This is a genomic window from Kitasatospora sp. NPDC030952 (assembly GCF_055571335.1).
The window spans coordinates 88188-104969 of record NZ_JBVIFM010000014.1; the positions used below are offsets into that span (position 1 = coordinate 88188).

At 73.5% G+C, this 16782-nt stretch carries 20 protein-coding genes; 12 read left to right on the forward strand and 8 right to left on the reverse strand.

What is annotated here, in order from left to right:
• Nucleotides 1–37 precede the first annotated feature (37 nt).
• A complete protein-coding gene (locus tag ACZ47G_RS23795; protein WP_465745711.1) occupies nt 38–700 on the reverse strand; it encodes an NAD(P)-dependent oxidoreductase in 663 nt (220 codons plus the stop codon).
• 127 nt (nt 701–827) lie between these two features.
• Here ACZ47G_RS23795 and ACZ47G_RS23800 point away from each other — a divergent pair, with 127 nt between their 5' ends.
• Together ACZ47G_RS23800 and ACZ47G_RS23805 are read left to right on the forward strand one after the other, a co-directional pair.
• Complete coding sequence (locus ACZ47G_RS23800; protein ID WP_465745713.1) at nt 828–1211, forward strand: winged helix-turn-helix transcriptional regulator; 384 nt, start codon at nt 828–830, stop codon at nt 1209–1211.
• Nucleotides 1212–1351: 140 nt separating this feature from the next.
• Nucleotides 1352–1918: a DinB family protein gene (locus ACZ47G_RS23805; protein ID WP_465745715.1), complete on the forward strand. Its 567-nt coding sequence runs from the start codon at nt 1352–1354 to the stop codon at nt 1916–1918.
• Between the two features lie 63 nt (nt 1919–1981).
• Here ACZ47G_RS23805 and ACZ47G_RS23810 read toward each other — a convergent pair whose 3' ends face one another.
• Nucleotides 1982–2425, reverse strand: a complete 444-nt coding sequence (locus ACZ47G_RS23810) for an RNA polymerase sigma factor (RefSeq protein WP_465745717.1) — start codon at nt 2423–2425, stop codon at nt 1982–1984.
• A gap of 484 nt (nt 2426–2909) precedes the next feature.
• Nucleotides 2910–3611, reverse strand: coding sequence for a hypothetical protein (locus ACZ47G_RS23815; RefSeq protein ID WP_465745719.1), 702 nt, complete (start codon nt 3609–3611; stop codon nt 2910–2912).
• A gap of 256 nt (nt 3612–3867) precedes the next feature.
• Between ACZ47G_RS23815 and ACZ47G_RS23820 the strand changes: the two genes are divergently transcribed.
• The gene (locus ACZ47G_RS23820) at nt 3868–4881 is read left to right on the forward strand and encodes a hypothetical protein (protein WP_465745721.1); all 1014 of its coding nucleotides are present in this window, start codon (nt 3868–3870) and stop codon (nt 4879–4881) included.
• Between the two features lie 102 nt (nt 4882–4983).
• Here ACZ47G_RS23820 and ACZ47G_RS23825 read toward each other — a convergent pair whose 3' ends face one another.
• Nucleotides 4984–5577, reverse strand: coding sequence for an isochorismatase family protein (locus ACZ47G_RS23825; protein ID WP_465745723.1), 594 nt, complete (start codon nt 5575–5577; stop codon nt 4984–4986).
• 312 nt (nt 5578–5889) lie between these two features.
• A complete protein-coding gene (locus ACZ47G_RS23830) occupies nt 5890–7206 on the reverse strand; it encodes a nicotinate phosphoribosyltransferase (RefSeq protein ID WP_380463720.1) in 1317 nt (438 codons plus the stop codon).
• Nucleotides 7207–7346: 140 nt separating this feature from the next.
• On the opposite strand from ACZ47G_RS23830, the gene clpS reads away from it, so the two are divergent.
• From clpS to ACZ47G_RS23865, 7 genes are all read left to right on the forward strand, one after another.
• A complete protein-coding gene (gene clpS, locus ACZ47G_RS23835; RefSeq protein WP_030284071.1) occupies nt 7347–7640 on the forward strand; it encodes an ATP-dependent Clp protease adapter ClpS in 294 nt (97 codons plus the stop codon).
• An 83-nt stretch (nt 7641–7723) separates the two neighbouring features.
• Nucleotides 7724–8296 (forward strand): DUF2017 domain-containing protein, encoded by a 573-nt coding sequence (locus ACZ47G_RS23840; RefSeq protein WP_465745726.1) that lies wholly within the window; start codon nt 7724–7726, stop codon nt 8294–8296.
• A gap of 287 nt (nt 8297–8583) precedes the next feature.
• Entirely contained in the window at nt 8584–10026 is a 1443-nt protein-coding gene (locus tag ACZ47G_RS23845) for an amino acid permease (RefSeq protein WP_465745728.1), read from the forward strand.
• Between the two features lie 91 nt (nt 10027–10117).
• Complete coding sequence (locus ACZ47G_RS23850) at nt 10118–10549, forward strand: M67 family metallopeptidase (protein ID WP_465745730.1); 432 nt, start codon at nt 10118–10120, stop codon at nt 10547–10549.
• Between the two features lie 150 nt (nt 10550–10699).
• Nucleotides 10700–10819 (forward strand): putative leader peptide, encoded by a 120-nt coding sequence (locus ACZ47G_RS23855; RefSeq protein ID WP_317621128.1) that lies wholly within the window; start codon nt 10700–10702, stop codon nt 10817–10819.
• Between the two features lie 121 nt (nt 10820–10940).
• On the forward strand, nt 10941–11219 hold the full coding sequence (locus ACZ47G_RS23860; protein ID WP_360496886.1) for a MoaD/ThiS family protein: 279 nt from the start codon (nt 10941–10943) through the stop codon (nt 11217–11219).
• A 97-nt stretch (nt 11220–11316) separates the two neighbouring features.
• A complete protein-coding gene (locus ACZ47G_RS23865) occupies nt 11317–12285 on the forward strand; it encodes a PLP-dependent cysteine synthase family protein (protein ID WP_465745732.1) in 969 nt (322 codons plus the stop codon).
• Here the strand turns inward: ACZ47G_RS23865 and ACZ47G_RS23870 are convergent.
• On the reverse strand, nt 12282–12746 hold the full coding sequence (locus ACZ47G_RS23870; protein ID WP_465745734.1) for a type II toxin-antitoxin system PemK/MazF family toxin: 465 nt from the start codon (nt 12744–12746) through the stop codon (nt 12282–12284). The two genes, ACZ47G_RS23865 and ACZ47G_RS23870, sit on opposite strands and share 4 nt — an antisense overlap.
• A 189-nt stretch (nt 12747–12935) precedes the next feature.
• Between ACZ47G_RS23870 and ACZ47G_RS23875 the strand changes: the two genes are divergently transcribed.
• Complete coding sequence (locus ACZ47G_RS23875; RefSeq protein WP_380463708.1) at nt 12936–13124, forward strand: MerR family transcriptional regulator; 189 nt, start codon at nt 12936–12938, stop codon at nt 13122–13124.
• Between the two features lie 220 nt (nt 13125–13344).
• Entirely contained in the window at nt 13345–14091 is a 747-nt protein-coding gene (locus ACZ47G_RS23880; protein WP_465745736.1) for an MBL fold metallo-hydrolase, read from the forward strand.
• A gap of 23 nt (nt 14092–14114) precedes the next feature.
• Here the strand turns inward: ACZ47G_RS23880 and ACZ47G_RS23885 are convergent, their stop codons facing one another.
• Nucleotides 14115–15401 (reverse strand): NtaA/DmoA family FMN-dependent monooxygenase, encoded by a 1287-nt coding sequence (locus ACZ47G_RS23885; RefSeq protein ID WP_465745738.1) that lies wholly within the window; start codon nt 15399–15401, stop codon nt 14115–14117.
• A complete protein-coding gene (locus ACZ47G_RS23890; RefSeq protein ID WP_465745740.1) occupies nt 15398–16546 on the reverse strand; it encodes an LLM class flavin-dependent oxidoreductase in 1149 nt (382 codons plus the stop codon). Before ACZ47G_RS23890 ends, ACZ47G_RS23885 begins: the two co-directional genes overlap by 4 nt.
• Nucleotides 16547–16782: the final 236 nt, after the last annotated feature.

Below are 16782 nucleotides of genomic sequence, written 5' to 3' on the forward strand. Positions count from 1 at the left end.
GCGGGCGCCCAGGGTGCCGGGACTTTCGGCGCGGGGCCTATTCGGCGACGGCGATCTGCTCCCGGTGGTGGGTGGGGGTGGTGAGTTCGTCGACGATGGCGAGGGCGAGGTCGGCCTGGGCGATCCGGGGGCCGAGGACGCGGGGGCCGCTGACCCGGTAGTGACCGGTGCCGGGGGCGGTGCGGTCGAGGTCCATCGGCGGGGTGACGACGACCCAGTCGAGGGTGGCGGGGGAGGCGTGCAGCAGGTCGAGGGCGGCGGTGTGGCCGAGTGAGAAGGTGCGGTAGGCCTCGGGGAACTCGGGGTCGTCGTGGACGGCGACGCCGGGGGCGGTCTGCAGGGTGGTGGCGACGCCGACGCTGAGCAGGCGCGGTACGCCGGCCCGGCCGAGGCCGGTGACGAGGGCGCTGGTGGCGGCGCGGTAGAACTCGGCGGAGGGGGTGTCGGGGGCGTAGACGGAGCTGACGGCGGCGGGGTGTCCGGGGGCGGTGGCGGCGACGGCGGACGGGTCGGTGACGTCGCAGCGCACCAGGGTGACGCCGTCGGCGGCGAGGTCGGCGTGGCGTTCGGGGTCGCGGACGGCGGCGGTGACGGTGAGGCCGCGTCGGCGGGCTTCGGCGACGACGGCGCGGCCGACCTGTCCGCCGGCGCCGTAGACGATGACGTCCGCGCGGTGCTGCTGGGGTGCGGTGCTGTTCATGGGGGTCTCCGGTGGGCCGGTGGCGGGCGTTGTCGTCCGCCGGTGCGGTGACGGTAGACCGGAGGGTGCCGGTTACTTCAACGGAACCGTCCTCGCCGTACCCGGTCGCCCGGGTACGGTCGGTAGCATGACGCAGACCGTGCCGCCGCCGCTGCCGGCGGACTTCTTCCCGGCCGACTGTCCGGTGCGGTCGGTGCCGGTGCTGGGCAGCCGGAAGTGGGCGTGGCGGATCATCCGTTGTCTGGAGGGCGGGCCGCGCCGGTTCTCGGAGCTGCGGGTGCCGTTGGCGGGCATCACCGCGAAGGTGCTGACGGAGTCCTTGCGTTCGATGGAGCGGGACGGCGCGGTGGTCCGCACCGAGTACCCGGGGAATCCGCCGCGGGTCGAGTACGCGCTGACGCCGTTGGGGCGGACGCTGCTCGGGCCGATGGACGCGGTGTGCGAGTGGAGCCGCGAGAACCTGGGCGGTCTGCTGGCGGCCCGGCCGGAGTACGAGCGCGACTCGGCCTGACCGGCCTGACCTGCCTGACCGACCGGCCTGACCAGGGCGACAGGCCTGACCGCGAGGACGGCCCGGCCTGGCAGCATTTCGGCGCTCGCTGGCGCCCTTGCCGCTGGTGGGCCGGTCCACGGGGCGGCCATGCTGGGCCCATGAGCACTCCTGAGCACCTCGTGAGCCCCGCCGACGCGATCGCCCCCGACACCAAGGACTGGACCTGGGTGCTGGAACGCCCCTGCGTCGACTGCGGGTTGGACACCCCCGGGGTGGTGCCCGCGGACGTCGCCGGGATGATCCGGGCCAATGCGGCGGCCTGGCTGACGGTGCTGGCGGGCGACGAGGACGGGCTGCGGCGCCGGCCGCGGCCGGAGGTCTGGTCGGATCTGGAGTACGCCTGCCACGTCCGGGACGTCTTCCGGCTTTTCCTGGTCCGGCTGCGGCTGATGCTCGATCAGGACGGCCCGCTGTTCCCGAACTGGGACCAGGACGAGACGGCGGTCGCCGAGCGCTACCGCGAGCAGCGGCCGCAGCTTGTGGCGGTGGAGCTGGCGGAGGCCGGGGAGGCGCTGGCGGTGGCGTTCGAGGGGGTGTCGGGGGAGCAGTGGCGGCGGACCGGGGCCCGTAGCGACGGGGCGCGGTTCACCGTCGAGTCCTTCGCCCGCTACCTGATCCACGACCCGGTGCACCACCTGGTCGATGTGACCGGCGGGCGGGCCTGAGGCCGGGTCTGATGCCGGGACTGAGACCGGCTCCGGGGCCGCCTCCGGGCCTGGCGCCGCGGCTCACCAGCCGGAGGCCTCGCGGAGCATGGTGCGGCGGAGCCGGCCGGCGACGCTGGCGGTGTCGGTGCCGATGACGTCGGCGATCTCGGGGGCGGCGAGGCCGACGACGTAGTGGAGGATCGCCAGGTCGTCGTCGGCGGGGTGGTGGTCGGGTTCGGCGGCGGCCGCCTGCCGGGTGTGGTCGGCGACGGTGCCGCGCAGGATCTGCCAGGCGAGCGCGGTGGGGTTCGGACTGGTGAGCAACTCCCGCCATTGGACGGCGATTTCCGCGAAGGCGTGTTGGACGGCGATGGCCGCGTCGGCGTGCTCGGTCAGCCACACCCGGGCGTAGCTGAGGTACCGGGGGCGGTGGAGTTCGCAGAAGGCCGCGAACTCCAGCGGTACGTCCTCCGGTTCGTCGACCATCGGGGGAGGGTCGGCGGCGCTCGTTTGACGGTTGGTCATCTCGTCTTCTCGGCAAGGGAGATGGGTTTCTGACGGTCGATCGTCTGTGCTCACTCTACGGTAGGCCCTCGGTGCGCTGGGTGACCAATCTGATGGAATGCCCGGAACCCGCCGCCGCTCGTCCGGTTCCGGTGGCGGTCGGTGCGGTGTGGCGGCGGTACTGCCGGTCGGGACCGGTCGGGGGAGTGCTGCGCAGTGCTGCTGGGGGCGTGGCTGGGATGCGACCGGGAGTGCGGCTCGGAGCGTGTCGCGGCTGGTCAGAGGGTGTGGGACGGCGGTGGTCGCACGGCAGTTGAGGTGCCACCGTAGGGCCTGCCGGGTCCGGCGTCCACGCCCAGGGCGCGAAGTCGCGTCCGCACTACCACCTGTGCAACCGCACTCACGGCGGGGGTTGCGCCGGGGCGGGTGGGAGTGGGGGCGTCGAACGCGCCCCGGCGGCCTGCGGCGACCGGGGCGCGGGGCGGGGCGGCGCGGGGCCGCCCGGTCAGGAGTTCGGGAGCGCCTCCGTCGGGGAGATCCGGTCGTCGGCGGTGTGGCCGCGTTCGACCTGGGCGGGGAAGGCCTCGACGGCCCGCCGCCGGGCGAGTTGGGCGGCCGCGGCGGCCGCGGCCGCCGCCGCCGCGGCGGCTCCTGCGGCGGCCTCCTCGCGCTCGCACCGGTGGGTGCCGGGCGTTCCGGGTGCGTGGGCGGTCGTGGTGTGCCCGCCGCCCGGGTGCGTGCCCGCGGCATGGCCACCGGTCGCGTGCAGGCCGGTGGTGTGCGGGCCGGTCGCGTGCCCCCCAGCGGCGTGCCCGCCGCCCGGGTGCGCCCCTCCGGTGTGCGTCGCGCCGGAGCGCGCCCCGGCCGCGCGCCGCCGGCGGCCGAGCTCGACCCGCTCGGCGTGTTCCTCGGCCGCCTGTCTAGCGGCCAGGTAGGCCTGCACGGCGGCCATGCCGTAGACCGGCTGGATGAGCTGGTGCCCCTTGAAGAAGGGTCTGGCCGGGGCGAACCCGGCGGCGACCACGAGGTCGCGGATTTCTGCTATCTCGGCCTCGCTCCGGGCGGTGAAGCGGACCTCCCAGCCCTTCTTGTACGTATGGCCCTTCTCACCGCTACGGCGGGCCGGGTCCGGGCGGCGGACGTATCCGGGCAGACGGCCGAGGCGGAGCTGGGCCGCGCGGAGGCCGGCGGTCTCGTCACGTGACATGACGTAAGCCTAGGCAATCCGAGAGGTGTGATTGACGCCCGGAGGGTCCCTCGCCGTATGCCCTTGATCACTCTGGGTCAGGCGGCCAGGTCGGCAGTCGTTTTCGATCAGATCCGATAGCCATATGAACGTCATTTACTCCAAATGAGTGAGGGTATGAGGACTTTAGTGCAGGCTGATCCCGCTTTGGCGACGGTTGAGTAACGGTGCGTCAGGCTGCCGCACGCGGGTCGCGGGGGTTGGGGATGGTGAGCGCATGAGCTACCGGATCCCCTCGCCGCCGCCGTCCCTCGAGGAGTTGGCGCAGCGTCAGCAGAACGTCGTCACCGCGAGCCAGCTGCGCGCCCGGGGCGTGCCGGCCCGGGTCATCACCGAGCACTGCCGCCGGGGCGGCCCCTGGCAGCGGTTGCTGCCCCGGGTCTACCTGCTGCAGTCCGGCGAGCCCACCCCGGAGCAGCGGATGTGGGCCGCGCTGCTGTACGCGGCGCAGAACGGCCGGGAGGAGGGCCGCCGGGAGGGCGCGGTGATCACCGGCGCCGCCGCGCTGGCGCTGTACGGCTTCGCGGCCGTGCCCCGGCTGCCCGCGGTGACCGGGGTGGACGTCCTGGTGCCCCGGCAGCGCCGGCTCAAGGACGCCGGCGAGGTGCGGATCCGGCGCACCGAACGGGAGTTGGAGGCCCGCTCGGTGCACGGCCTGGCCTGCGCGCCGGTCGCCCGGGCGGTTGCCGACGCGCTGGCCGAGTGGACGGTGGACGGCGCTCCGGCGGGCGCCCCGGTGCCGGTCCGTGAGCTGCTGCGGGAGGCCGTGTCCCGACCGGACGCCCGGTGCACGGTACGGGAGTTGGCCACCGAGCTGGTCGAGTCCGGGCTGACCGGGGAGCCCCGGGTGCGCGCCGCGCTGGACGAACTCCTCGCCGCCGAGCGGGACTTCGTGCTGGAGCAGGTGGACCGGTTGGTGGACGAGTGGCTGCTGCCCGCCCCGCTGGCCACCCCGGAGCTGCGGATGCGCGGCGGCACCTACATCGGCGTCCCGGACCTCTACTGGCCGGAGCAGGGCGTCGCGGTCGAGGTGGACTCGGACCTTCGCTGTGTCAGCGAGGGCGAGGCCGCCTGGGTGCGGGGCGGCCAGCACCGGATGGAGTACCTGGGCATCCGGGTGGTGTACGTCTCCGGGGCCCGGCTGGCCGCCGACCCGGACGCGGTCGGTGGCGAGCTGCGCGAGGCCTACCGGGTCGGCGGGACGGACGTGGTGGAGCTGATGGTGGCCTGAGGTCGGTCCGCGCTCCGTACGAACGCTCGTCCGCGCTCCGGATGAACGTGCGTCCGGGCCTTTGCTGAACGCTCGTCCGCGCTCCGCATTCCGTACGAACGCTCAGGTGGGACGGACCACCGGCGCGCCGACCAGCTCGACCCCGGCCGCCCGGAGCTCCTCCAGCGCGGCGGCGGTGGTCTCCGGCGCGACGCCGGCGGTGAGGTCCAGCAGCACCCGGGTGGTGAAGCCGGCCCGGGCGGCGTCCAGGGCGGTGGCCCGTACGCAGTGGTCGGTGGCGATGCCGACCACGTCGACCTCGTCGACCTTGCGCTCGCGCAGCCACTCCACCGGCCCGCGGTCGTTCTCGTCCAGTCCCTCGAAGCCGCTGTAGGCCGCCGAGTAGGCGCCCTTGTCGAAGACCGCCTCGACCGCCCCGGAGATCACCGCGGGCGCGAAGTTGGGGTGGAAGCCCACCCCCTCCGTCCCGGCCACGCAGTGCACCGGCCAACTGGTGACGTAGTCCGGCTCGGTGGAGAAGTGCCCGCCCGGGTCGATGTGGTGGTCGCGGGTGGCGAGGATGTGCTGGTAGCCGGGGGAGGACTCGGCGATCAGGTCGGTGATGGCGGCGGCCACCTCGGCGCCGCCGGCGACGGCCAGGCTGCCGCCCTCGCAGAAGTCGTTCTGCACGTCGACGACGATCAGTGCCCGGTGCATGGCTCGCATCCTCGGTTGTGGGGGCGGTGCGCCCCGGTGGCGGGGTCCTCGCGAACGCCGGATGGCTCGGGAGGAACTCCAGGGGAACTCTACGGCTGACTCTAGGGAGTGGCGCGCGGGTGCGGAAGGCTTGGGGTCCGTCTTCGGACTCCCGACGCGGCGGGTGCGACGGGAGTCCGGGACGGGCCGCGCGGACCGCCGCCGGCCGGCGCGGACGGCGGCCCGGGGCGGACCGGAGCAGGGTGCATCGGAGCGGCGCGGCCCGGCCCGGGGCGGCCCGGCCCGGGGCGGCCCGGCCCGGCCCCGGGCGGATCAGTCGATCAGCTCGGTGGGGATGACCGGGTCCCCCTTGGAGAGCTGGGTGGCCGACAGCGGCAGCGCGGCCCGGGCCCGGACGTGCCGGTCGCGGGCGGCGGCCAGCGGCTCGCGGCCGACGGCCTCGCCGGCCAGCACCAGCGGCACCTGCACCAGGTGCGGCCGCAGCTCCTCGGGGACCGGCCCGGTGCCGACCACCTCGGCCTCGGCCACGCCCTCGGCGTCGGGCCGGCGGGCGGCCCACTTGCGGCCGCCGATGCTGGTCTTGCCGCCGGCCGCGCGCTTGGCCACCGGCACCAGCGGGCCGTCCGGGGTCTCGGCGCGGGCGACCAGTTTGTAGACCATCGCGCAGGTCGGGTGGCCGCTGCCGGTGACCAGGCTGGTGCCGACGCCGTAGCCGTCCACCGGGGCGGCGGCGAGGGCGGCGATCGCGTACTCGTCGAGGTCGGAGGTGACGATGATCCTGGTCTGGTCGGCGCCCAGTTCGTCCAGCTGACGGCGGACCCGGTGGGCCGCCAGGATGAGGTCGCCGGAGTCGATCCGGACCGCGCCCAGTTCGGGCCCGGCGACCTCGACGGCGGTGCGGACGGCCTCGCGCAGGTCGAAGGTGTCGATCAGCAGGGTGGTGCCCTTGCCCATCGACTCGACCTGGGCCCGGAAGGCGTCCCGCTCGCTGTCGTGAACCAGGGTGAAGGCGTGCGCGGAGGTGCCGGTGGTGGGGATGCCGTGGAGGTAGCCGGCCTCCAGGTCGGAGGTGGCGGCGAAGCCGGCCACGTAGGCGGCCCGGGCGGCGGCGACGGCGGCCTGCTCGTGGGCCCGGCGGGCGCCCAGTTCGATCACCGGTCGACCGCCGGCCGCGGCGGTCATCCGGGAGGCGGCGGCCGCGACGGCGGAGTCGAAGTTGAGGATCGAGAGGATCACCGTCTCCAGGATCACCGTCTCGGCGAAGCTGCCCTCGACGGTGAGCACCGGCGAGCCGGGGAAGTAGACCTCGCCCTCGGGGTAGCCGTGGATGTCGCCGCGGAAGCGGTAGTCGGCGAGGAACCGCAGGGTGTCCTCGTCGATCACGCCCTGGTCGGACAGCCAGTCCAGCTGGGCGGTGTCGAAGCGGAAGTTCTCGACGGCGTCCAGCACCCGGCCGGTGCCGGCCATGACGCCGTAGCGGCGGCCGCTGGGCAGGCGCCGGGTGAACACCTCGAAGACGGAGCGGCGGTGCGCGGCCCCGCTGCGCAGGGCGGCCTGCAGCATGGTGAGCTCGTAGCGGTCGGTGAGGAGCGCGGTCGAACCGGCCGCGCGCACTGAAGTGGCGTCCATGCGGATGATGCTACTACCACTTAGCGTCAGAGTGACGATTTCTCGCGGTGTGACCCGGGTCGGAATCGCCCGGGTGTCCCCCGGATGGCAGCATGGGGCTTGAGGAGCAACGGACGAGTGTGCAGCGAGGAGGCCCCGCGGTGAGTGTCGCGCCCGTGGAGATCGAGCGCCCGGAGGTCGAAGGACAGCCGGTGACGGAACCGGACACGCCGTGGGTGACCATCGTGCACAACGACCCGGTCAACCTCATGAGCTATGTCCAGTACGTCTTCCAGGCCTACTTCGGCTACCCGAAGGACAAGGCCCGGAAGCTGATGATGGACGTGCACACCAAGGGCCGGGCGGTGGTCTCCAGCGGCTCCCGCGAGGAGATGGAGCGGGACGTCCAGGCGATGCACGGCTACGGCCTGTGGGCGACGCTGCAGCACGACTGACCGCCCAGCGGTGCACAGCTGACTGACCGCCCGCCGGCCCGGCGGCGCGGCCGAAGACGACGAAGACGGGCTGACCGATACAGATGGCTGGGTTGTTCGAGAGCACCGGCGATGGTGGCGCGGCGATCGCGCTGGACGAGGTGGAGGCCTCCATCCTGCGCTCGCTGGAAGTGCAGATGCTGGAGCTGATCGGCCCCGGCCCGGGCGGGACGGGCGACGACCCGTTGGCGGCGCTGTTCGCCGAGGGCCCGTCCGAGGCCCCCGCCGATCCGGCGCTGGCCCGGCTCTTCCCGGACGCCTACGGCGGCCCGGGCGCGCCGGAGGACGACGAGACGCGGGCCGCGGCCGCCGAGTTCCGCCGCTACACCGAGCTGGACCTGCGGGCCCGCAAGCGGGACGACGCGCTGCAGGTGGTCCGGAGCCTGGACGGCCTCGGCGGCGGCGGGGTGCTCAAGCTGGCCGCCCCCGACTGCCTGCGCTGGCTGGGCGCGCTCAACGACCTGCGGCTGACCCTCGGGGCGCGGCTGGAGATCGCCGAGGAGGACGAGCAGAGCCTCTACGGGCTGCCGGACGGCGACGAGCGCAAGCCGCTGGTGATGGCCTACCTGTGGCTGGGGGCGCTCCAGGAGTCGCTGCTGGAGGCGATCACCGACTGACCGCGGGCGGCTTCCACCGTCCTGCCCGGCGTGCTCCGTCCGTGCGCTCCGCTCGGCGTGCTCTGCCCGTGCGCCCCGCCCGGCGTGCCCTGCCCGTCGATCCTGCCCGCTTTCGGGCAAGCCCCGGCCACTCCGTCCAGTATGTGGACGATCGGCCGGGGCATTTTTCCATAAAACGGGCAAAAGCTAGCAGGACATGCTCAAATATCGCTCAGATGAACACCGGTATCCGGATCGGGCGTGGTACGACTTCTCCCCACAAACGAGACCCACCCAGGACGGTGACCATGGCCGAGCAGATATACGACCAGGTGGTCGACGCGAAACCGGACGAAGAGGGCTACGAACGGGGGCTGGGCAGCCGCCAGATCCAGATGATCGCGATCGGCGGCGCGATCGGCACCGGCCTCTTCCTCGGCGCCGGCACCGCGATCTCCAAGTCCGGACCGAGCCTGATCCTCTCCTACGCGGTGGCCGGCCTGGTGATCTTCGCGATCATGCGCGCCCTCGGCGAACTACTCACCTACCGCCCGGTCTCCGGCAGCTTCGCCGAGTACGCCCGGGAGTTCCTCGGCCCCTTCGCCGGCTATGTCACCGGCTGGACGTACTGGCTGTTCTGGGTCGTCACCGGCATGGCGGAGACCACCGCCGCCGCCGTGTACGTCAAGTTCTGGGCGCCCGGCATCCCGCAGTGGGCCAGCGCGCTGACCTTCCTGGTCATCCTCTACGCGGCCAACCTGATCTCGGTGAAGCTGTTCGGCGAGATCGAGTTCTGGTTCTCCATGGTCAAGGTCACCGCCATCATCGGCATGATCCTGATCGGCATCGGCGTGCTCACCCTGGGCTTCAGCAAGGCCGGTGACACCGCGTCGATCACCAACCTGTGGCAGGACGGCGGCTTCTTCCCCAAGGGCATCGGCGCCACCGTGATGACCCTGCAGATCGTCATGTTCGCCTACCTGGGTGTCGAACTCGTCGGCGTCACCGCGGGCGAGAGCGAGAACCCCGAGAAGACCCTGCCGCGCGCCATCAACACCCTGCCCTGGCGCATCGCGCTGTTCTACATCGGCGCCCTGGTCATCATCCTGTCGCTGGTCCCGTGGCGGGAGTTCCAGCCCGGCGTCAGCCCGTTCGTCGCCGCCTTCGGCAAGATCGGCATCCCGGCCGCGGCCGGCATCATCAACTTCGTGGTGCTCACCGCCGCCCTCTCCTCCTGCAACTCCGGGATGTACTCCACCGGCCGCATGCTGCGCGACCTCGCCCTGCGCGGCCAGGCCCCCGGGCGGCTCACCAAGCTCAACACCCGCCGCACCCCGGCCGTCGCGATCACCTTCTCCTGCCTGCTGATGGGCGCCGGCGTGGTGCTCAACTACCTCGTCCCGGCACGGGCGTTCGAGTACATCACCTCGGTCGCCACGGTCTGCGGGCTGTGGACCTGGGCGATGATCCTGATCTCCCAGATCCGCTACCGCAGGGCCTGGCGGGCCGGCCACCTGCCGCCGCCCACCTTCAAGGCCCCCGGCGGCGCCTGGGTCAGCTGGGCCGCCCTCGCCTTCCTGGCCATGGTCGTGGTGCTGATCGCCCTCGACAAGGACAACCGGATCTCGCTGTACGTCTTCCCGGTCTGGGCGCTGGCGCTGGTGATCGGCTACCAGGTCCTCAAGCGCCGCAATCCGCAGTCCGTCCACGGCCCCGCCCACGACCACCTGCACGCGGGCAGCGGCGGCTGAACCCCGGGCCCGCGACCGGGTGGCGGACACCCGGTGACCGGGCCTCGGACGCCCCGGCGGACGCCTGCCGGGGCGTGGCATCCTGACCACCATGCTGACCATCACCCGAGAACTCCGCGACCGGATCGTGGCCCACGCCCGCGCCGACCACCCGGACGAGGCCTGCGGCGTGGTCGCCGGACCGGCCGGCAGCGGCCGGCCCGAGCGGTTCATCCCGATGCTCAACGCGGCCCGCTCGCCCACCTTCTACGAGTTCGACTCGGGCGACCTGCTCAAGCTCTACCGCGAGATGGACGACCTGGACGAGGAGCCGGTGATCGTCTACCACTCGCACACCGCCACCGAGGCCTATCCCTCGCGCACCGACGTGAGCTACGCCTCCGAGCCGTTCGCCCACTACGTCCTGGTCTCCACCGCCGAGGGCAACGGCGAGGACGACCCCTACCAGTTCCGCTCGTTCCGCATCGTGGACGGAGCGATCACAGAGGAAGACGTCCAGGTCGTCGAGGCCTACCCGGCCTGACCGGCACCCACCTGGGCGCGGCCCGCCGACCCGCCGCGAGCGGTCGGCGGGCCCGTGCCGTCCCGGCGGAATCCCAACACCCGAAACAACAACATCCGGATCCCGAGACGGGCATGTCGAAGCGGGCCCGGGAATCTATACGATGAGCCCATGCGTTCCGTCGATGTGAGCAACCAGGCCCCGGGCACCCGCCTCGTGGCGCGCCTGCACATCGACCTGTGCCGGCACGCCGGCGCGATCTGTCCCGGCACGCCCGCGCGCTCCCGCTGAGAGCCGCCCCGCCCCACCCGGGCCCCGCCACCTCCCCGGCGGCGCCGAGCCCCGGACACCCTCCGCCCCGCCGCGCCCGCTGCGGCCCACCCATCTCCACGACTCGCACAGGAGCGCACCCATGGCCATCGAGGTCCGCATCCCGACCATCCTCCGCACCTACACCGACGGCGCCAAGGCCGTCGAGGGCAACGGCAGCAACCTCGGGGAACTCTTCACCGACCTCGACGCCCGCCACCCCGGCATCGCCGCCCGGCTGCTCGACGGCGGCGAGCTGCGCCGCTTCGTCAACGTCTACCTGAACGACGAGGACGTCCGCTTCCTGGAGGGCATCTCCACCGCCCTCGCCGACGGCGACAGCGTCACCATCCTGCCCGCCGTGGCCGGCGGCGCCCGCTAGGACGCCCTGGGCTCCCGGCTCCCCCGCCCCTGCTGTCAGGCGGCGGGGGCGCGGGAGCCGCCCTCTTCACCCTCACCGCCGTGGCCGGAGGCCTCCCTTGCGATACGACAGTCCGCTCGAAGCCGTCGGCAACACCCCGCTGGTCCGCCTGCCCCGGCTGTCCGCCGCCGTACCGGGCAACGACGGCGGCCTGGTGACCCTCTGGGCGAAGCTGGAGGACCGCAACCCGACCGGCTCCATCAAGGACCGCCCGGCGCTGCACATGATCGAGCGCGCCGAGGCCGACGGCCGGCTCACCCCCGGCTGCACCATCCTGGAGCCCACCAGCGGCAACACCGGCATCTCGCTCGCCATGGCCGCCAAGCTCAAGGGCTACCGGATGGTCTGCGTGATGCCCGAGAACACCAGCGAGGAACGGCGCGAACTGCTCCGGATGTGGGGCGCCGAGATCATCTCCTCCCCGGCGGCCGGCGGCTCCAACACCGCCGTCCGGATGGCCAAGGAGATCGCCGCCGAGCACCCGGACTGGGTCATGCTCTACCAGTACGGCAACCCCGACAACGCGGGCGCCCACTACACCACCACCGGCCCCGAGATCCTCGCCGACCTCCCGACCGTCACCCACTTCGTGGCCGGCCTCGGCACCACCGGCACCCTGATGGGCGTCGGCCGCTACCTGCGCGAGAAGGTCCCCGGCGTGCGGATCGTCGCCGCCGAGCCGCGCTACGACGACCTGGTGTACGGGCTGCGCAACCTCGACGAGGGCTTCGTGCCCGAGCTCTACGACGCCGAGGTGCTCACCACCCGCTTCTCGGTCGGCTCCGCGGACGCCGTCCGCCGCACCCGCGAACTCCTCCAGCAGGAGGGCGTCTTCGCGGGCGTGTCCACCGGCGCCATCCTGCACGCCGCGATCGGGGTCGGCCGCAAGGCGGCGGCCGCCGGGGAACGCGCGGACATCGTCTTCGTGGTCGCGGACGGCGGCTGGAAGTACCTCTCCACCGGCATCTACACCGCCGAGTCCACCGAGGCGGCGGTCGAGGCCCTGCAGGGCCAGCTCTGGGCCTAGCTGCCCTGCACCGCACGCTGGGTCCGGGCCCAGACCTGCCGGTCCACGGTGCCGGTCCGGCGGCGGAAGGCCGACAGCGGCACCTCGCGCAACTCGTCGGTCTCCAGCCAGCTGGCCCGGCCCTGCCGGTCGCCCACCGAACCGGGCGGCAGCGGCAGCACGCCCGGGCGCTCGGCGTGGTGCTTGCTGGTGATCTTCGCGACGGTGGCCGTCCGGCCGTGCACCCGCAGCACCAGGCAGGGGCGGTCCTTGGAGCCCGGACCGTCCTCGAACGGCACCTCGGCCCACCAGATCTCCTGCGGCTCCGGGCCGGCCTTGGTGCTCGGGCGCGGCCGCGGCCCGGTGGGGCCGGTCGGGCTCGTCGGGCGCGGCGCCGGACGGGTGCGCCGCAGCAGCGCGCCCGCGACGGCGGCCAGCACGGCGACGGCCGCCACCAGGAGGACAACCCAGATGCCAGTCATGCGGCGAACCGTACCGGCCCGGGGGTGAACGCCACCACCGTGGCGGCTGTGACAGTTGAGCATTTGTCCGTATGTTGCTCCCGGTTCGTCACGGATCCGCCACGACGCCCGTTCTGCGGCCTGCGCCCCGGTGCCGCCCGTAAAGGCTGCCTCACGAACGTCCGCCCCCGTCCCCCCGGAGGTGCTTTCGTGAGCGGGAACGAACTCTGGTCGTACGCCGAGATCGCCCGGCACATCAACGTCCAGCCCGAGACCGTGCGCAACTACCGGCGGCACGGGCTGCTGCCGGAACCGGACGTGATCGACGGCAGCGGACACCCCCGCTGGTACCCCGGGACCATCCGGACCTGGGCCCGCAACCGGCCCCGGCACCGCTGATCCCACGGCGCTGCCCCCGCCCCGGCGGTCTGGGTGATTCCAGCCACAGCCCGGCACGGGGACGGGGGCAAAGTGCCGGTTCGCCCTTACCCTCAACACACCAACGCAGTACCACCGGCCGGTCCACCGGCCCGGCCTGCGGTTTTCCATGCTGTTTCCATGCTGTTTTCGATGCCGTTTTCCAACAGCAGCCAGGACGTGTCGGGGCGGAGGGGCTCGGATGAAACTGACCGTGGTGGGGTGCTCGGGGAGCTTCCCGTCCGCCGACTCGCCGTGCTCCAGCTACCTGGTCGAGGCCGACGGCTACCGCGTGGTGCTGGACCTCGGCAACGGCGCGCTCGGCGCGCTGCAGAAGTACACCAGCCTGTACGAGGTCGACGCCGTCCTGCTCAGCCACCTGCACGCGGACCACTGCGTCGACCTGTGCGCCTACTGGGTCGCCCGCAACTACCGCGCCGAGGGCTGCCCCGAGCTGCTGCCGGTGTACGGCCCGGCCGGCACCGCCGAGCGGCTGGCCCGCGCGTACGACATGCCGGAGAACCCCGGAATGAAGGAGGTGTTCGAGTTCCGCACGCTCACCCCGGGCAGCTTCCGGCTCGGACCGTTCCGGGTCTCCGTCGCGCAGGTCAACCACCCGGTCGACGCCTTCGCCTTCCGGCTGGAACACGACGGCCGCTCGCTGGTCTACTCCGGCGACACCGGTGAGAGCCCCGAACTGGTCGAACTCGCCCGCGAAGCCGACCTGTTCCTCTGCGAGGCCGCGTACCTGGACGGCCGCGACACCTACCAGGCCGTCCACCTCAACGGACGGGAGGCCGGCGAGCACGCGGCCGCCGCCGGCGCCCGCCGGCTCGTCCTCACCCACATCCCGCCGTGGACCGACGCCGAGCGCAACCGCCGTGACGCCGCCGCCGCCTACCCCGGCCCGGTCGAACTGGCCCGCGCCGGCGCCGTTTACGAGCTCTGAGCCGCTCCTGACGCCCCGTCGGCTCAGCGCCGGCCGGGGACCGGCAGTCCGAGGTGGTCGCGCAGGGTGGGGCCGCTGTAGTCGGTGCGGAAGACGCCGCGTTCCTGGAGCAGGGGGACGACCCGGTCGACGAACTCGTCCAGGCCGCCCGGGGTGAGGTGGGGGACGAGGACGAAGCCGTCGGCGGCGTCGCTCTGCACGAAGTGGTCGATCTGCCCGGCGACGGTGGCGGGGGAGCCGATGAAGGACTGCCGGCCGGTCACCTCGATGACCAGTTCGCGGCTGGTCAGGTTCTTCTCGGCGGCCACCGCCCGCCACCGTTCGGCGACGGCCAGCGGGTCGCCGAACCGGACCCGCCCCTGGACCAGCGCGCCGTCCGGGTCGGGATCGACGGTGGGCAGCGGACCGTCCGGGTCGTGGTCGGACAGGTCGATGCCCCAGACCTGCTCCAGGAAGTGGATCGCGGTGTGCGGTCCGACCTGGGCCCGGCGGACCTCGGCGGCGCGCTCCTGGGCGTCGGCGTCGGTGTCGCCGAGGGCGAAGGTGGCGGCCGGCATGATCTTCAGCTCGTCCGGTTTGCGGCCGTGGGCGGCCAGTCGGCGCTTGACGTCGGCGTGGAAGGCCCGGCCGTCGGCGAGCGTGGAGTGCCGACTGAAGATGACGTCGGCGGCGGCCGCGGCGAACTCGCGGCCCTCATCGGAGTCGCCGGCCTGGATGACCACCGGGTGGCCCTGCGGCGGGCGGGGCAGGGAGAGCCGCCCCCGGACGGTGAACTGCGGGCCGGAGTGCTCCACCGGGTCGTCCCCGGAGTCCCAGAACTTCCGTGCCAGTTCGACGAATTCGGCGGCCCGGGTGTAGCGGTCGGCGTGCGCCAGGTAGCCGCCGCGGCGGAAGTTCTCGCCGGTGAAGGCGTCCGAGGAGGTGACCACGTTCCAGGCCGCCCGGCCGTCGGACAGGTGGTCCAGGGAGGCGAAGCGGCGGGCGAGTTCGTACGGCTCGTTGAAGGTGGCGTTCACCGTGGCGGCCAGGCCGATCCGTTCGGTGACGGCGGCCAGGGCGCTCAGCACGGTGATCGACTCGGGGCGGCCGACCACGTCCAGGTCGTGGATGCGGCCCTTGGTCTCGCGCAGCCGCAGGCCCTCGGCGAGGAAGAAGAAGTCGAACTTCCCGCGCTCGGCGGTCTGCGCGAGGTGGCGGAAGGACGCGAACTCGATGTGGCTGCCGGAGGCCGGGTCGCTCCACACCGTGGTGTTGTTGACGCCGGGGAAGTGGGCGGCGAGGTGGATCTGCTTGAGCGGACGGTCCGTCATCGGGTCACCTCGGCGAGGGCGGGGGAGTCGGTGGCGGGGAAGTCAGTGGTGGGGGCGTCGGCGGCGGGGGAGTCAGTGGTGGGGGCGTCGGCGGTGGGGACGGGCACGGCGGCGTAGCGGCCGGCCGGGCGGGCCAGGCCGAGGTGGTCGCGCAGGGTCCGGCCGCGGTAGCCGGTGCGCAGCAGCCCGGTGGCGCGCAGGGCCGGGGCGATCCGCTCGGCGAGGGCGGCGAGGTCGCGCTCGGGGACGGCGGGCACGAGGTGGAAGCCGTCCACGCCGCTGCCGATGGCGGTGAGTTCGGCGAGCAGCCGCTGTTCGGCGGCGCGGTCGGGCAGGTCGGTGGCGAGCCGGGCCAGGATGCGCAGCTGCTCGCCGGAGCGCAGCCGCAGTTCGGTGGCGGCGGTCAGCCGGGTGGCCCGGTCGGGGGCGTCCAGCAGGACGACGTCGGCGTACCGGATCGCGGTGGCGACCCGGGCCCGTCCGCCGGGGGAGGCGTCCCGGGCGAGGTCGGCGGCGGCCACCGGCACCACGACCACCGGGCGGCCCTGCGGCGGGCGCGGGGTGATGGACGGGCCGCGGACCGAGAAGTGCCGGCCCGCGAAGTCGACGTAGTGCAGCTTGTCGCGGTCGATGAACCGGCCGGTGGCGGTGGAGCGGATCTCCGCGTCGTCCTCCCAGCTGTCCCAGAGCCGGGCGGCCACCTCGGCGGCGTCGGCGGCCTCGGCCCACAGCTCGTCCTCGGGGGCGACCGGGCGGCGGCCGAACGCCCGGGCCTCGGCCTCGGTCCCGGAGACGCCGACCAGCCAGCCGGCCCGGCCCTCGCTCACCCAGTCCAGGGTGTTGAGCGAGATCGAGGTGTGGAAGGGCTCGGTGTGGGTGGTGGTGACGGTGGGCACCAGCCCGATCCGCTCGGTCAGTGGGGCGATCCGGGCGAGGGTGGCGAGCGCGTCGGGGCGGCGCGGCTCGGCGGCGAAGGAGTCGTCGAGGGTGACGAAGTCCAGGCCGGCCCGCTCGGCGAGGCGGGCGAGGCCGGCGTAGTGGGCGGCGTCGAGGCGGTCGGAACTGTCGGAACTGTCGGCGGCGAGGCCGGTGGCGGCGTCTATGGCGGTGTCGATGGCGGCGGAGAGGTGCAACGGGCGGGGCATGGCGAGCCTGGCTTTCCTCGTGCGGACGGACGCGGACGGCCGGCGCCGTACGGGTACGGCGGTGCGCGGTCGCACGCGGGTGCGCGGTGACGGCCCGTGGGCAGGCGGAGGCCCGCGACGGGCGGGGAGAGGGCGGCCGGCGCCGGGCGGGGACTCAGCCGGGCGGCGGCGGGGGGAGGGGTCGGCTCAGCCGCGACACGCCGCGGACCACACGCGACCGAAGTCGATGTGGCTGC

What these genes read in the sequence shown, in the direction of transcription:
- ACZ47G_RS23890 (WP_465745740.1), bottom strand. Translation starts at nt 16,546, where the DNA reads ATGCCCCGCCCGTTGCACCTCTCCGCCGCCATCGACACCGCCATAGAC.
- ACZ47G_RS23820 (WP_465745721.1), top strand. Translation starts at nt 3,868, where the DNA reads ATGAGCTACCGGATCCCCTCGCCGCCGCCGTCCCTCGAGGAGTTGGCG.
- ACZ47G_RS23860 (WP_360496886.1), top strand. Translation starts at nt 10,941, where the DNA reads ATGGCCATCGAGGTCCGCATCCCGACCATCCTCCGCACCTACACCGAC.
- ACZ47G_RS23850 (WP_465745730.1), top strand. Translation starts at nt 10,118, where the DNA reads ATGCTGACCATCACCCGAGAACTCCGCGACCGGATCGTGGCCCACGCC.
- ACZ47G_RS23795 (WP_465745711.1), bottom strand. Translation starts at nt 700, where the DNA reads ATGAACAGCACCGCACCCCAGCAGCACCGCGCGGACGTCATCGTCTAC.
- ACZ47G_RS23825 (WP_465745723.1), bottom strand. Translation starts at nt 5,577, where the DNA reads ATGCACCGGGCACTGATCGTCGTCGACGTGCAGAACGACTTCTGCGAG.
- ACZ47G_RS23845 (WP_465745728.1), top strand. Translation starts at nt 8,584, where the DNA reads ATGGCCGAGCAGATATACGACCAGGTGGTCGACGCGAAACCGGACGAA.
- ACZ47G_RS23815 (WP_465745719.1), bottom strand. Translation starts at nt 3,611, where the DNA reads ATGTCACGTGACGAGACCGCCGGCCTCCGCGCGGCCCAGCTCCGCCTC.
- ACZ47G_RS23880 (WP_465745736.1), top strand. Translation starts at nt 13,345, where the DNA reads ATGAAACTGACCGTGGTGGGGTGCTCGGGGAGCTTCCCGTCCGCCGAC.
- ACZ47G_RS23870 (WP_465745734.1), bottom strand. Translation starts at nt 12,746, where the DNA reads ATGACTGGCATCTGGGTTGTCCTCCTGGTGGCGGCCGTCGCCGTGCTG.
- ACZ47G_RS23830 (WP_380463720.1), bottom strand. Translation starts at nt 7,206, where the DNA reads ATGGACGCCACTTCAGTGCGCGCGGCCGGTTCGACCGCGCTCCTCACC.
- ACZ47G_RS23805 (WP_465745715.1), top strand. Translation starts at nt 1,352, where the DNA reads ATGAGCACTCCTGAGCACCTCGTGAGCCCCGCCGACGCGATCGCCCCC.
- ACZ47G_RS23855 (WP_317621128.1), top strand. Translation starts at nt 10,700, where the DNA reads ATGCGTTCCGTCGATGTGAGCAACCAGGCCCCGGGCACCCGCCTCGTG.
- ACZ47G_RS23810 (WP_465745717.1), bottom strand. Translation starts at nt 2,425, where the DNA reads ATGACCAACCGTCAAACGAGCGCCGCCGACCCTCCCCCGATGGTCGAC.
- ACZ47G_RS23885 (WP_465745738.1), bottom strand. Translation starts at nt 15,401, where the DNA reads ATGACGGACCGTCCGCTCAAGCAGATCCACCTCGCCGCCCACTTCCCC.
- ACZ47G_RS23840 (WP_465745726.1), top strand. Translation starts at nt 7,724, where the DNA reads ATGGCTGGGTTGTTCGAGAGCACCGGCGATGGTGGCGCGGCGATCGCG.
- ACZ47G_RS23800 (WP_465745713.1), top strand. Translation starts at nt 828, where the DNA reads ATGACGCAGACCGTGCCGCCGCCGCTGCCGGCGGACTTCTTCCCGGCC.